The organism is Paenibacillus agaridevorans (genome assembly GCF_018604145.1).
In the GTDB taxonomy this organism is placed as follows: domain Bacteria; phylum Bacillota; class Bacilli; order Paenibacillales; family Paenibacillaceae; genus Pristimantibacillus; species Pristimantibacillus agaridevorans.
Window position 1 is genome coordinate 1,945,143 of the sequence record NZ_CP075889.1, and the last position, 14,394, is coordinate 1,959,536.

A 14,394-nucleotide genomic window follows, 5' to 3' on the forward strand; every position below is an offset into this window, starting at 1 on the left:
GTTCAACACGGATTTAAAACTTCTCTTTTGCCGAATTCTTGCATAGAAGGGAATCAATTTTCTCATACTACTCTCAGGTAACGCTATCCGTAGCGAACTAACTTGCATGAGAAAGGCAGATCCCTACATGAGAATTCGTTTGATCGTGGTGACTTCGCTCGTCGTGCTGCTTGCATTTAGCTCCTTCTACGCTATTAAGGGAAGCTTTGGTCCCGTATCGGAGACGTTCAGCAGCGCAACTCTTAAGGTCGGCTCATCTGGTGCGGACGTGCAGGAGCTGCAAGGCAGACTGACCCATCTAGGCTATTATAATGGCAAGATAGACGGTGTGTTCGGTTCCAAGACGAAGGGAGCCGTAACCTGGTTCCAATGGAAATTCGGCCTGAAATCCGACGGGATCGTCGGCGCCGAGACGAAGAAAAAGCTGGTGAATGCAACGAAAAACTGGAAGCCGGGTTCTACTTCTCCCGGCGGGGCAGCTCCAGGCGGTACCGGAGGCGGGAGCAATACCGGAGGTAATGCAGGCACCGGCTCGGGAAGCAATTTGGCTCAATCCAATCGACTGGGACTTTCGGAGAACGACTTGAAGATTATGGCGAATGCCGTCTACGGCGAAGCGCGCGGCGAACCATACGAGGGGCAGGTTGCGGTAGCCGCAGTCATTCTGAATCGCGTCCGATCCGAGAGCTTTCCGAACACGGTTTACGGCGTTATTTTCCAACCGCGCGCGTTCACGGCCGTGGCTGATGGCCAAATCTATTTGACGCCGAATCAGAAGGCGAGAGAAGCAGTCGAGGACGCCCTTAACGGCTGGGATCCGTCGGGCGGATGTCTGTATTATTTTAATCCGGATACGGCAACTTCCGCGTGGATTTGGACAAGAACGCAAATTAAGACGATTGGCAAACATATATTCTGTATGTAGGCCAAGTGCCGGCAATCGTCGGACAAACCTTGAAGCGACCGCTTCTGCTCGCAAGCAGGCGTGGTTGCTTCTTCCATTTCTGATCGGTTAAAATGGTAAAAACGGTTGCACCAGAAGGTGAAGCCGCTGAAAGGAGCCAACCTACGTGAGTGCATTCCAACGAGGGCAATTAGAGCGTATTCGCTTGCATGTACTGCCCACCAATCGGTTCAAAACGTTTGCGATTTCGTTGTTCGCGGGCCTTCCTCTCCAGGAGGAGACGGTCACGCCTGTTGCTCTGATCCCGTTCGTGCTCCGCAGGGGGACGGCGTCCACGCCGGAGACGATCAATTTCCGCGAGAAGCTTGACGATATGTACGGAGCCGGCTTCGGCTTCGATGTATACAAACGGGGCGATTCCCAAATCATTCAATTCAAAATGGATGTCATTAACGACGCTTTCGTCTCTTCCGAACATTCGCTGCTGGCTTCCTCGATCGGATTTTTGGGCGATGTCGTCACGAATCCGCTCATCGAAAACGGCGGCTTCCGTGCCAAGTACGTGGAGGCCGAGAAGGAAACGCTGCGCAAGCGACTGGAGGCTATTGTCAACGACAAGATCAGATATGCAGCGGAACGCTGCATCGAGGAGATGTGCGCGGACGATCCATATCGCTTGCATCCGCTGGGACAGCGGAGCGACATCGCGGCTATTACTCCGCAATCGCTGCGCGAGACCTATGATCAGTGGCTAAACGACGCAGCGCTGGATCTCTATGTCGTAGGCGATACGTCACTGGAAGAAGTGACGAAGCTTGTACGAGGAGCTTTCCAATTGAAGAGCGGATCACCTTCTGCTTATAAGCATCCCGTAACGCAGCATGATGTGACGGAAGTGAAGAATGTCGTCGATCGTCTCGAAGTGAGTCAGGGCAAGCTGAACATGGGCCTTCGAACCGGAGTCGGCTATAATGATGCCTTGTATCCTGCCGCTCTGCTTTATAATGGAATTCTAGGCGGATATCCGCATTCCAAGCTGTTTATGAACGTAAGGGAGAAGGAGAGCCTCGCCTACTACGCGGCTAGCCGGCTTGACGGCCATAAGGGCATCTGTACGATACAGTCCGGCATCGAATTCGCTAATTACGAGAAAGCCGTCGCCATCATCAAAGAGCAGCTGGAATCCATGAAGCAAGGCCAACTGTCCGATCTGGAAATCAATCAAACCAAGGCGATGATCTCCAATCATCTCCGGGAGATGCAGGATTCCGCTTACGAGATGCTTTCGTACGATTTCAATAGCGTGCTGACGGGCAAGGAACGAACGGCGGGCGAGCTGCTTAAGCAAGTACAGGACGTGACGGCGGAAGATATCGTAGCGGTTGCGAAACGTGTGCAGCTGGATACGATCTACTTCCTGCGCGACCGGAAGGAGGCTTAGGGCAAATGGAAACTTTACGCTATCCGCATGTTCAAGAGACATTGTATCGGGAAGTGCTGAGCAACGGCCTTGAGATCGTCGTGCTCCCAAAGGAAGGCTTTCAGAAGACATACGCCACATTCTCGACGAAGTACGGCTCTGTCGACAATCATTTCTCCGTATCGGGACAGGAGCCGGCAAAAGTGCCGGACGGCATCGCGCATTTTCTCGAGCACAAGATGTTTGAGGAGCCGGAAGGCGATATTTTCTCCGTGTTCGCGGCGCAAGGCGCATCGGCGAATGCTTTCACGACATTTGACCGCACGGTCTATCTTTTCTCGGCCACGGAGCAAATCAACGAAAATTTAACGACATTAATCAATTTTGTTCAAAACCCTTATTTCACCGATGCCAACGTAGACAAAGAGAAGGGGATCATCGAACAGGAAATCAATATGTATCGGGACAACGCGGATTGGCGCGTTTATTTCGGACTTATTGACGCCCTGTACCATACCCATCCGGTTCATATCGACATTGCCGGCACGGTGGAGTCGATCAAGCAGATCGATAAGGAGACGTTGTATCGCTGTTACGAAACCTTTTATCATCCGTCCAACATGATGTTGTTTGTCGTGGGAGGAGTCAACGCCGAGGAAGTGTTCCAGCTTGTCCGCGCCAACCAGGATGCCAAAACGTTCCAGCCGCTGGGTGAAATCAAACGTTATTTTGACCAGGAGCCTTCGTCCGTCAAAATTCCGCGCAAAGTCTCCAAGCTTCAAGTGTCGCTGCCTAAGTGTATGTTGGGCTTCAAGGAGAAGAACGTCGGCCTGGCAGGAGACGCCTTGCTGAAACGGGAAATCGTGACGAAGCTGATGCTGGAAGCGCTGATCGGTCCAAGCTCGCCATTATATCAATCGCTCTACGAACAGGAGCTGATCTCCGATTCGTTTGGCCACGAATATAATTCCAGCACCGACTACGCCTTCTCCGTTATTGGAGGCGATACGCCGAAGCCCGATACGCTTATCGAAGCGATTAAGTCCGCTGTAACCGAGGCGGTGGGCAGCGGCATCGAACAGACATCGTTCGAGCGTGCCAAGCGCAAAAAAATCGGCGGTTACTTGCGAATGCTGAATTCCCCCGAGTCCATCGCCGGAGAATATACCCGTTACCGGTTCCGGGACAGCGATATGTTCGACGTGATCAAGTTCTACGAGCAATGTACGCTTGACGAAGTCAATGCGCGGCTTCGCGAACACTTCGACTTCGGTCAGTTGGCCGTCTCCATCGTGGAACAAGGGACAGAATGAAGACGCTGCAAGAAACGACGGTATTGATAACGGGGGGAAGCCGCGGTATCGGCGCTGCCATCGCGCAGCGCTTCGCCGCGGAGGGAGTCAATATCGTCCTGCATTATTTGGAATCGCACGAACGAGCGAATGAAACGGCCCGGCGCTGCATGGCGCTGGGGGCCAATGTCATGACGATCGCAGCCGATCTAAGATCGAAGGATCAACTTGCCCGCATGCGCGACAAGCTGTTAAGCCATAACATTAGGCCCGATATTCTGGTCAACAACGGAGGGATCGCCCACTATGGCATGCTTGCCGACGTTACGGAGGATGAGTGGGACGACGTTATGTCGGTTAATTTAAAGGGCATGTTTCTCAGTACGCAATTATTTATGCCGCATATGATTGCCCAACGTTACGGACGAATTATTAATGTATCGTCGGTATGGGGAATGTCGGGCGCTTCCTGCGAGGTGTTGTATTCGACGACCAAGGGAGGCGTTAACGCCTTTACCAAGGCGTTGGCCAAGGAGCTTGCTCCATCGGGTGTTACCGTCAACGCTGTTGCTCCAGGAGTAGTGGACACTTATATGATGGACGGATTTAATCTGGAGGAGAAGGCTGCTCTGCAACAGGAAATACCGGCAGGCCGCTTCGGCTCGGCGGAAGAAATCGCTTCGCTCGTTTATTTTTTGTCGTTGCCGGAATCGTCGTATATTACTGGACAGATTATAAGCCCGAACGGTGGCTGGCATACTTAACCTTCGACCCTCACGCGTAAGGGCTGTATAACGAAAGCTCGAAAGGTGCAGAATAAGGACTGTTGCTGATTCTTTTCCAAACCAATGAGGAGGCGAAGAGCCGTGTCAACTGTCCTTTCGAATTTCGATACTTGGAAACATTTTTTGTCCGACCGTGTAACGCAAGCGAAAAAGATGGGGCTTACCGAAGATACCATCGCTAATCTGGCGTATGAGATCGGCTCCTTCCTGGACGAGAAGGTCGACCCTAAGAATGATGAGGAAAGCGTGCTGAAACAGCTTTGGGATGTTGGCGACGAATCGGAGCGCAAAGCCATCGCAAGCTGTATGGTCAAGCTGGTCGAGCACTCGTAGTATTTTTAAAAAATTATAGGAAAGTATAACTTTTCTCATACTTGACCTATAATGCTCGAAAAGAAACTCGCTGCGCCAAAAAACGGCAAAGGCGTTTCACCTTGACGTTTGCAGAAAGCCTCCACAAGGGGGCTTTTCTGCAATGTTTAATTTATATTTGCAGGAATGTGACGAAATTTGTAGAATAGAGAATTAGGGTTGCCCATCATACTTTATCTATTTTTACGCTTTCAGGGGACGGTGAGAACAGATTGGAAATCAAGCAATGGTACATGGAATACAAGATACATAAAAATAGACCGGGTCTGCTTGGCGACATCGCTTCGCTGCTAGGTATGCTTGAAGTTAATATTTTGACGATCAATGGCGTCGAGGATCGGACGCGCGGCATGTTGTTGCAGACGAATGACGAAGAGAAAATCGAGCTGCTTGGCAAGATGCTTCAAAAGGTAGATAATATTACGGTGAACAAGCTTCGCGCGCCAACAATCGTCGACATTCTGGCTGTACGTCATGGCAGATATATTGAACGGGATTCCGATGACCGGAAGACATTCCGCTTTGTTAGAGACGAGCTTGGCATGTTGGTCGACTTCCTCGGAGAAGTATTCAAGCGCGATGGCAATCATGTTATCGGACTTAGAGGGATGCCTCGGGTCGGCAAAACGGAATCCATTATTGCAGGAAGCGTATGCTCCAACAAACGATGGACATTCGTATCGTCCACGCTGCTGCGTCAGACGGTTCGCAGTCAATTGTCCGAAGAAGAGATGCAGCCGAACAACATCTTTATTATAGACGGGATCGTCAGCACGATTCGTTCCAACGAGAAGCATTACGCGCTGCTGCAGGAAATTATGGCTCTGCCTTCCACGAAGGTTATCGAGCATCCCGATATTTTCATCAAGGAATCGCAATACGACTACAGTCATTTCGACATAATCATCGAGCTTCGCAACACGCCGGACGAAGAGATTTCATACGAATCCTTCACCGCTAATTACACGGACGAATTTTAAATCTCCGTACTTGCCATTTATTGTTATGCTGAAAGGAGGATGTCCACATGTCAGAACTCGGAGCTTTGCTTAGAAGGGCCAGAGAGGAACGCAACTTGTCGCTGGATGACATTCAGGAATTGACGAAGATTCGCAAACGTTATCTGGAGGCGATCGAATCCGGCGATTACCGCGTGCTCCCCGGAACCTTCTACGTTCGCGCTTTCGTCAAGAACTATTCCGAAGCAGTAGGACTTGAGCCTGATGAAGTTTTGAGACTATATCAACATGAGATTCCTGCCGCGCCAATCGAGCAAACCGTCGAACCGATTCCTGCCCGTAAGCCGAGGCAAGTCAAATCCCAGACTTCGGAGCGATTTGGCAAGATCGGCTTCAATCTGGTTATGTGGCTGTTCCTCATTGTCATCGTTGTTGTGGTATGGTATTTTGTCATTAACAAAAATACCGATGATCCCAAGACCGTCGATGAGACTCCGCTAACCGAAAACTCGGAGCCGCCTCAAGAAACAAGCACGGGTTCATCGCCGGATGTGGCTCCTACGCCTCCACCTCCGACTAAAGCTCCGACAACTGTCGTATTCGACCGCAAGGCGGGCAGTGCCGATCAATACCTAATCGGTCCAGCCGGTGGTACACATCAATTGGAGATTAAGGTAAACGGCGGCCGCAATTGGATTGAGGTTCGCGAGGGCAGCTCCTCAGGCAACAAATTGTTTTACGCCAATGCGGAGGACGGCGCCGTGCAAACCTATGAATTGACAGGCGTTCTCTACATAAACGTCGGTCGCGCCGATCTCGCGGAGATCAAAGTCGATGGCGTTTTGGTGCCGGACGGCGACCGCGCGAACTCCAAGAAACTGCTGCTTAAGCCGACTGAGGAAGATGCTGCTGCTGGCGACGGAACCGGTGTTGGTACGGAAGGCGGAGCGGGAACTGAAGCGACCGGCGAGGGCTCGAACTCCATTACCAAAGGCGAATGATGATTATAATTATTCGAAAGTGTTTCAATTTTCATTAACAGCATTAATAACTAGAAGGGAGACCTATTACATATGAGTTCCGAAAGTTCATTTGATATTGTATCGAAGGTAGACATGCAGGAGTTATCCAACGCGATCACGCAGGCAGAACGCGAGATCGAGACAAGATTTGACTTCAAAGGCAGCAAGAGCAGCATTGCCCTTGAAAAAGAAGAGCTGGTAGTCGGCTCTGACGACGAATACAAGCTCAAAAGCGTAATCGATATTCTTCAGTCCAAGATGATAAAGCGGGGCGTGCCCATCAAGAATATGGACTTCGGCAAGCTCGAGGGCGCTTCCGGCGGCACGGTCAAGCAGCGCATCAAGCTGAGACAAGGGATCGAACAGGACATCTCCAAAAAAATAAATATTCTCATTCGCGATTCCAAGCTGAAGGTGAAAAGCCAAATTCAGGGCGATCAATTACGAGTCACAGGCAAGAGCAAAGATGATCTGCAAGCGGTGATGGCTTTGCTGCGCGGCGCCGATCTGCCTATCGAGCTGCAATTTACAAATTATCGTTAAAGGCGTCTTATGTATTAGAAACAATAAAATCGGCAATGAATTGGATGTATTGGTCGAACGGTACGGTGGTAGAAGTGCGTGTTCAAAAAGTCCGGTTTTCAGCACCGAGAAGATTGGAGGCAGGTAGAAACTGAGTAGCGGAGCGTAGTGGAAGCTACGTGAGCAACCGCAATGTTTCCGGAGGAAACATACTTCGAAAGCATACGCTTAGTTTCGCCTGCATTCAATATTCGATGTCGAATAGGCTTCTTGGCATACTTCGTGATGGGAAGCGGACTTTTTGAACAACCTCTAGAAGCGATACTTATAACGGTCGTTCCATCCAGAAGGTTCGCGTAACGCATGCCTGTTAGTTTGACCTTTCTGGGGAGGGAAAATAGTGAATTTAGCCAACAAGATTACGCTGGCCCGCATCTTTCTCGTGCCAGTCATTATGTTTTTCCTATTAATTAAAGTGAATCTGGGATCGGTCAGCTTCTCGGACTTCACGATTTCCTACAATCAGATCGTAGCCGCGATCATTTTTATCATTGCGGCGAGCACGGATGGGCTGGATGGTTATATCGCCCGCAAAAACAAGATCGTTACGAATCTCGGCAAGCTGCTGGATCCGCTGGCGGACAAGCTGCTCGTAGCCGCGGTGCTGATCTCCCTGGTGGAGATGGACAAGCTGAACGCGCTGATCGCCATCATTATTATAAGCCGCGAGTTCGCGGTAACAGGGCTGCGCCAAATTGCGCTCCTCGAAGGTTCCGTCATGGCCGCAAGCACTTGGGGCAAGTGGAAGACGGCGATACAAATTACGATGATCATCGCGCTTTTGATCAACAATTTCCCGTTTGCCCTTATCCACTTTCCGTTCGATGTTATCGCGAGCTGGGTGGCGGCTGCAATAACCGTGTATTCGGGTATCGATTATTTTGTCAAAAACAAACATTTAATTCCGGTCGAGTAAAGCGTGAGAGCACTTCCCTGCAAGCGGGAGGTGCTCTTGTCCTTCTGCAGGACTCGGGTGGAATCTTAAAGCATGGAGGCGAGGAATCGTATGAAGGCGGAAATTATTGCCGTGGGAACAGAACTGCTGCTTGGTCAAATTGTAAATACAAACGCGCAAGCGATCTCGCAGCAGCTCGCTGATCTAGGCATCGATGTTTACTTCCAGACTGTGGTGGGAGATAATCCGGGGCGTCTGCGCCAAGCAATCGAGATCGGCCGCGGTCGGGCAGATCTGCTGGTATTTACTGGCGGTCTGGGACCCACTCAGGATGATTTGACAAAGGATGTGCTGGCTGACTACCTGGGAAGGCCTATGGGCATTCATGAACCCTCTATGAGGGTTATCGAGGATCTGTTCTCGTCCCGCGGAGCCCACATGGTGGAGAGCAACATACGGCAAGCTCATCTTATACTGGGGGAAGGAAGCGATCCTCTCGATAATTCCACGGGACTTGCCGTTGGCAATGGAATAGAAGACAGCGGCACGCTCTACATGCTTCTTCCGGGCCCGCCCAGAGAGATGGAGCCGATGCTGCTGGGACCTGGAACCGCTTGGCTTAGAAGCAAGCTGCGGGAGGAGCGGCCTCTATACTCCAGAGTGCTTAAATTCGCAGGAATCGGGGAGTCCAATCTGGAGGCGGCCTTAATTGATTTGATCGACAGCCAGAGTGATCCTACGATAGCTCCTTATGCGAAGGAAGGCGAGGTCGCGCTGCGGGTGTCGACCAAAGCTTCCAGCGAGGAGGAGGCCGCCATCAAAATCAACGCGACGGTATCCGTCGTCGCCCAGCGCGTCGGAGAGCATCTCTACGCGCAGAAGGATGTCCCTATCGAGGATTCCGTCGTGGAGCTGCTCAGAAACGCCAGGAAGCGTCTTGCAAGCGCCGAGAGCTTAAGCGGAGGGCTGTTCGGAGAGCTGATTACGCGCGTCCCTGGAAGCAGCGGGGAATATGTCGGCGGCGTGATCACGTATACGAACTTAATGAAACACAAGCTGCTGGACATCCCGATGTCCCAGTTGGAGGGCGACGGCGCTCCCGGCGCCATCAGCGAGTCTACCGCCAAGTTAATGGCCGAAAACGTCATGAATATAACGGGAGCGGATTTCGGCGTCGCGCTTACCGGCGTAGCCGGCCCTGCGGAATCCGAAGGCAAGCCGGTCGGCCTCGTTTATTTCGCGGTTGCGGAGAAAGGCAAGGAGACGGTCGTGTATACGTCGCACTTCAAAGGCGTACGCGAGATGGTGCGCATTCGCGCCGTGAAATCCGCGTTGTACCGATTGTGGCAGGCGCTTAGAGCATAAGTCCGGGATTGGATGCCCGATATTCTCAGCTGTATACGGTTGCCAATTGTCGAACCGTGCGCTATAATGAGGACTAGTTACCGGAAGAACCGTGGCGAAGAATACTTTGCTGCGGTTTTTTATTTTTTTGGACCGGATTTTCAGGTTCTGAAGGAGGGGGACGGGGAGGCGGAGAGCGCCTGAATAACGGGGTCGAAGATGCCTGAGAGTCAAAATTGCGAATGTGTGTTCGAAAAAACTATTGGCAACCCGTCCGAAATAAGGTATTATACAAATATAAATTATGAAGGATGTGAGTGAGTTGGCGGATCGTCGCGCAGCTTTGGATAATGCTCTTCGTCAGATCGAGAAGCAATTTGGCAAAGGCTCCATTATGAAATTAGGGGAATCGACTCATATGCAAGTAGAGACCGTGCCTAGCGGCTCGCTTGCCTTAGATATTGCACTTGGAATCGGCGGCTTGCCGCGGGGACGGGTCATCGAAGTTTACGGTCCGGAATCATCCGGTAAAACGACAGTAGCGCTTCACGCAATTGCGGAAGTACAACGTATTGGCGGACAAGCCGCGTTTATCGACGCGGAGCACGCGCTGGATCCGCTGTACGCCAGCAAGCTTGGCGTCAACATCGACGAGCTGCTTCTGTCCCAGCCGGACACGGGCGAGCAGGCGCTGGAGATCGCGGAAGCGCTCGTGCGCAGCGGAGCCGTTGACATCATCGTTATAGACTCCGTGGCGGCATTGGTGCCGAAGGCGGAGATCGAGGGCGACATGGGCGACTCTCACGTTGGTCTTCAGGCACGGCTTATGTCGCAGGCTCTGCGTAAGCTGTCCGGCGCCATTTCGAAGTCCAAGACGATCGCAATCTTCATCAACCAGCTTCGCGAGAAGGTTGGCGTTATGTTCGGCAACCCGGAGACGACGCCAGGCGGACGCGCATTGAAGTTCTACTCCAGCGTTCGGCTTGACGTTCGCCGTATCGAGACGCTGAAGCAGGGCAATGACATGGTGGGCAACCGAACTCGCATCAAGGTTGTAAAGAACAAGGTAGCGCCTCCGTTCAAGCAAGCGGAGATCGATATTATGTACGGCGAAGGCATATCCAAGGAAGGCAGCTTGGTCGACATCGGTGTAGAGATGGATATCGTTCAGAAGAGCGGCGCCTGGTTCTCTTATAATGGCGAGCGTCTCGGTCAAGGCCGCGAGAACGCCAAGCAATTCCTGAAGGAGAAGACCGACATTGCAAACGAGATCGAGAGACAGATTCGTGAAGCCAGCAACCTGTCGGCTAATGCGTCTCAAGCGAACTTCTCGGCTGACGAGGACGAGGACGAAGACGAGTTGGAATTTGACGTATAGGCTATAGTAATATAGAATCGCCGCTCTCTTATGGGAGCGGCGATTGTTTTACCACAAATTAAACGCGGTGGCTCATCCTCGAACAACTTCGATTGAAGTTGTTCTCACGACGAGCAGGAAGGAAATATAGCATTGGAAGAGTCGAATATGTACATTATTGCTTCCGTGCGGCGCGACAAGAAGGAGAAGAGACGTTACCATCTCTATATAGCAGGAGAAGAAGAGCCTTTCTTGTCGGTGCACGAAGATATCATGATCAAATTCAGGTTATTGAAGGAAGTCGAGCTGGACGGGGATACCGTTCGCCACATTAAAGACGAAGACCAACGATACCGGGCATACGTGCTGTCCGTGGCGTATTTGGGCGTCAAACCGAGAACGGCCAAGCAGATCGGCCAATACTTGGCAAAGAAGGAATTGGACGAAACCCATATAGAATATGCAATCCAGCGTTTAGAAACGGAGAAGCTTGTTGATGATGAAGAATATGCTCGTCAATTCGCGGAGAGCAGATTGCGTTCCGGCCAAAAGGGCAGACTGATGATTCGGCAGGAACTGCAGCAGCGTGGCGTATCCAAGCAACTCGCCTCCGAAGCGCTGTTCGCACTGGATCGGAACAGTGAGCTGGAGACCGCGAAGACGCTTGCGCATAAGAAGGCAAGATCTTTGACAGGAGAGGACGCGAAGAGACGGACTAAGCTAATGGGCTTTTTACTCAGGCGCGGATTTCCTGGCGACATCGTCAGGGAAGCGATGAGGTCGGTCGACTTGTCATCTGATGACAGGTGGGAAGAGGAAGATGATGGCGTTTTGCTTGACAACTGAAATTGTGAAAAGATAAAATGAAGTTGTATTCCTTTACATTTGGATCGATTTTTCTTCCAAAGGTTGATTCAAATGTCTTATTTTCGTCAAAATGATCCATGATGAAACGGTTTGGAAGCCGGTTAAAAACCAAATAACATCCCAAGCAGTGCCTTGGTGTATGCAGCAAGGAGGTGAACAAGATGGATAATCCCTGGATCTTGATTCTTGTCTCTGTCCTTGTTGGCGCAATTTTCTTTGGGATTGGTTATTTTTATCGCAAGTCAATTGCCGAGGCCAAAATTTCGAGCGCTGAGCAAGCTGCGGTTCAAATCGTAGAAAATGCGAAAAAAGACGCAGAAGCTCAAAAGAAAGAAACGGTGCTTGAGGCGAAAGACGAAGTCCACAGACTACGTGCAGAAGCTGAAAAAGACATCCGCGAGCGGCGCAATGAGGTGCAACGTCTGGAAAGACGCGTGCTCCAGAAGGAAGAGTCGCTGGATAAGAAGTTGGAAGCGCTAGAACGCAAAGAAGAAATCGTAGCCAACAAGGAGAAAAGAATCGAAGAAACACAAGAGCAAATTGATTCCATTTATAAACAGCAGCTTAGCGAGCTGGAGCGTATTTCCAGCTTGACAATGGAAGATGCGAAGTCGATCATCCTGAACAACGTCGAGCAGGAAGTTCGTCACGAAACGGCTCAGATGATCAAGGAGATCGAACAGCAGGCGAAGGAAGAGGCCGACAAAAAAGCGCGTGACATTATTTCTTTGGCTATCCAACGTTGCGCAGCCGATCATGTAGCAGAAACGACGGTATCCGTTGTCACTCTGCCGAATGAAGAGATGAAAGGTCGCATTATCGGACGTGAAGGCCGCAATATCCGTGCTTTGGAAACATTGACCGGTATCGATCTCATAATCGACGATACACCGGAAGCGGTCATTCTGTCGGGCTTTGATCCAATCCGACGCGAAATTGCCCGTACTTCGCTTGAGAAGCTGGTGGCCGATGGCCGTATCCACCCGGCCCGCATCGAAGAGATGGTCGAGAAGTCCCGCAAGGAAATCGACGAGCGCATTCGCGAATATGGCGAGCAAGCGACTTTCGAGGTTGGGGTTCATGGCTTACATCCAGATCTGATCAAGATTCTTGGAAGACTTAAATACCGTACAAGCTATGGTCAGAACGTACTGAAGCATTCCATGGAAGTTGCTTATCTGACTGGACTCATGGCAGCAGAGCTTGGCGAGGACATTACGCTGGCGAAGCGTGCCGGACTTCTGCACGATATCGGCAAAGCGCTTGATCACGAAGTGGAAGGTTCTCATGTCGAGATCGGCGTGGAGCTTGCGAAGAAATACAAGGAGCATCCCGTCGTCATCAACAGTATCGCATCCCATCACGGGGATACGGAAGCCACTTCCGTTATCGCGATGCTCGTAGGTGCCGCGGATGCGTTGTCGGCTGCACGGCCTGGCGCACGGCGCGAAACGCTGGAGACGTATATCAAACGACTGGAGAAGCTCGAAGCGATTACAGAATCGTTCGACGGCGTCGAGAAGTCTTATGCGATTCAAGCAGGACGCGAAGTCCGCGTTATGGTTCAGCCAGAGAAGATTGACGATACGGAAGCATTCCGTCTTGCTCGCGATATTACGAAAAAAATCGAGGCAGAACTCGATTATCCGGGACATATTAAAGTTACGGTTATTCGTGAGACACGAGCAGTCGAATATGCCAAATAAACATGATGTTGAAAAGTGGCTGCCAGTCAGCCACTTTTCTGCATGATGGGCTACATAAAGGAAGGATACACAACGATGAAAGTATTATTTATCGGCGATATCGTCGGGAATGTAGGAAGAGGCGCTCTTAAGCAAGTGTTGCCCTCGCTGAGAAGTAAACATAATCCGGACTTGATCGTCGTAAACGGGGAAAATGCCGCAGCTGGCAGAGGCATCACGAAAGCGATCGCGAAAGAGTTTTTTGACGCCGGTGTTAATGGAATTACGATGGGTAATCATACATGGGACAACAAGGATATCTTCGAGTGGATTGACGATGAGCCCCGCATCGTGCGCCCCGGCAATTTCTCGCCAGAAGCGCCAGGGCAAGGGATGGCGATCATCGGCACAGGCAACAAAAAGCTGGCGATCATTAATCTGCAAGGAAGAGCTTTTTTGCCTCCGAATGACTGCCCATTCCGCAAAGCGGATGAGCTGATCGAGGAAGCGAAGGAGCATACAAATAACATTCTGGTTGATTTCCATGCGGAAGCGACCTCGGAGAAGATTGCGATGGGCTGGTATTTGGATGGACGCGCCTCCATCGTGCTTGGCACGCATACGCATGTGCAGACGAACGATGACACCATCCTTCCCGGTGGCACGGGTTATCTAACGGACGTAGGGATGGTCGGCTCTAAGGAAGGCGTGCTGGGGATGGAGCGCGACGCTGTGCTGCACCGCTTCCTGACGGGACTTCCGGCAAGATTTGTTGTGGATGAGGGCAAGTGGCATTTGCACGGACTTGTCATAACGATTGAGGATGGCAGCGGGCGCGCCTTGAAGCTGGATAAAATTCGGATGACGGAAGAGGATTGGCTTCTCATGTAGAGAAGTCTTTTTTCATAAT

Annotated in this window: 14 protein-coding genes; all 14 read left to right on the forward strand. The window is 51.2% G+C overall.

Annotated elements, in window-relative coordinates; all coding sequences use genetic code 11:
• Positions 1–127 precede the first annotated feature (127 nt).
• The 14 genes from sleB (at position 128) to KJW29_RS07925 (ending at position 14,375) form a co-directional block, all read left to right on the forward strand.
• Positions 128–925, forward strand: coding sequence for a spore cortex-lytic enzyme (sleB, locus tag KJW29_RS07860; protein WP_214629337.1), 798 nt, complete (start codon positions 128–130; stop codon positions 923–925).
• 145 nt (positions 926–1,070) lie between these two features.
• Positions 1,071–2,345 carry an EF-P 5-aminopentanol modification-associated protein YfmF gene (gene yfmF, locus KJW29_RS07865; protein WP_214629338.1) on the forward strand — a complete coding sequence of 425 codons (1,275 nt, stop codon included), beginning with the start codon at positions 1,071–1,073 and terminating at the stop codon, positions 2,343–2,345.
• Positions 2,346–2,350: 5 nt separating this feature from the next.
• On the forward strand, positions 2,351–3,637 hold the full coding sequence (gene yfmH / locus KJW29_RS07870) for an EF-P 5-aminopentanol modification-associated protein YfmH (RefSeq protein ID WP_214629339.1): 1,287 nt from the start codon (positions 2,351–2,353) through the stop codon (positions 3,635–3,637).
• Entirely contained in the window at positions 3,634–4,380 is a 747-nt protein-coding gene (gene ymfI / locus KJW29_RS07875) for an elongation factor P 5-aminopentanone reductase (RefSeq protein WP_108994335.1), read from the forward strand. The genes yfmH and ymfI overlap by 4 nt, the downstream gene beginning before the upstream one ends.
• Positions 4,381–4,482: 102 nt before the next feature.
• Positions 4,483–4,734: a DUF3243 domain-containing protein gene (locus tag KJW29_RS07880; RefSeq protein ID WP_087570905.1), complete on the forward strand. Its 252-nt coding sequence runs from the start codon at positions 4,483–4,485 to the stop codon at positions 4,732–4,734.
• Positions 4,735–4,985: 251 nt separating this feature from the next.
• A complete protein-coding gene (locus KJW29_RS07885; RefSeq protein WP_214629340.1) occupies positions 4,986–5,753 on the forward strand; it encodes a DUF3388 domain-containing protein in 768 nt (255 codons plus the stop codon).
• 47 nt (positions 5,754–5,800) lie between these two features.
• On the forward strand, positions 5,801–6,733 hold the full coding sequence (locus KJW29_RS07890; RefSeq protein WP_214629341.1) for a helix-turn-helix domain-containing protein: 933 nt from the start codon (positions 5,801–5,803) through the stop codon (positions 6,731–6,733).
• 72 nt (positions 6,734–6,805) lie between these two features.
• The gene (locus KJW29_RS07895) at positions 6,806–7,297 is read left to right on the forward strand and encodes a YajQ family cyclic di-GMP-binding protein (protein WP_087570902.1); all 492 of its coding nucleotides are present in this window, start codon (positions 6,806–6,808) and stop codon (positions 7,295–7,297) included.
• 379 nt (positions 7,298–7,676) lie between these two features.
• Positions 7,677–8,252 (forward strand): CDP-diacylglycerol--glycerol-3-phosphate 3-phosphatidyltransferase, encoded by a 576-nt coding sequence (gene pgsA, locus KJW29_RS07900; protein ID WP_087570901.1) that lies wholly within the window; start codon positions 7,677–7,679, stop codon positions 8,250–8,252.
• 90 nt (positions 8,253–8,342) lie between these two features.
• Positions 8,343–9,596: a competence/damage-inducible protein A gene (locus KJW29_RS07905; RefSeq protein ID WP_214629342.1), complete on the forward strand. Its 1,254-nt coding sequence runs from the start codon at positions 8,343–8,345 to the stop codon at positions 9,594–9,596.
• Between the two features lie 301 nt (positions 9,597–9,897).
• A complete protein-coding gene (recA, locus tag KJW29_RS07910; protein WP_187100128.1) occupies positions 9,898–10,953 on the forward strand; it encodes a recombinase RecA in 1,056 nt (351 codons plus the stop codon).
• Between the two features lie 132 nt (positions 10,954–11,085).
• The gene (locus KJW29_RS07915; RefSeq protein WP_246608634.1) at positions 11,086–11,778 is read left to right on the forward strand and encodes a RecX family transcriptional regulator; all 693 of its coding nucleotides are present in this window, start codon (positions 11,086–11,088) and stop codon (positions 11,776–11,778) included.
• Positions 11,779–11,960: 182 nt separating this feature from the next.
• Positions 11,961–13,505, forward strand: coding sequence for a ribonuclease Y (gene rny / locus KJW29_RS07920; protein WP_108994339.1), 1,545 nt, complete (start codon positions 11,961–11,963; stop codon positions 13,503–13,505).
• A 75-nt stretch (positions 13,506–13,580) separates the two neighbouring features.
• On the forward strand, positions 13,581–14,375 hold the full coding sequence (locus tag KJW29_RS07925; protein ID WP_214629343.1) for a TIGR00282 family metallophosphoesterase: 795 nt from the start codon (positions 13,581–13,583) through the stop codon (positions 14,373–14,375).
• Positions 14,376–14,394 lie beyond the last annotated feature (19 nt).

Coding starts and splice junctions, on each gene's coding strand:
- sleB (WP_214629337.1), top strand. CDS start 128: ATGAGAATTCGTTTGATCGTGGTGACTTCGCTCGTCGTGCTGCTTGCA.
- yfmH (WP_214629339.1), top strand. CDS start 2,351: ATGGAAACTTTACGCTATCCGCATGTTCAAGAGACATTGTATCGGGAA.
- ymfI (WP_108994335.1), top strand. CDS start 3,634: ATGAAGACGCTGCAAGAAACGACGGTATTGATAACGGGGGGAAGCCGC.
- KJW29_RS07890 (WP_214629341.1), top strand. CDS start 5,801: ATGTCAGAACTCGGAGCTTTGCTTAGAAGGGCCAGAGAGGAACGCAAC.
- KJW29_RS07895 (WP_087570902.1), top strand. CDS start 6,806: ATGAGTTCCGAAAGTTCATTTGATATTGTATCGAAGGTAGACATGCAG.
- KJW29_RS07905 (WP_214629342.1), top strand. CDS start 8,343: ATGAAGGCGGAAATTATTGCCGTGGGAACAGAACTGCTGCTTGGTCAA.
- rny (WP_108994339.1), top strand. CDS start 11,961: ATGGATAATCCCTGGATCTTGATTCTTGTCTCTGTCCTTGTTGGCGCA.
- KJW29_RS07925 (WP_214629343.1), top strand. CDS start 13,581: ATGAAAGTATTATTTATCGGCGATATCGTCGGGAATGTAGGAAGAGGC.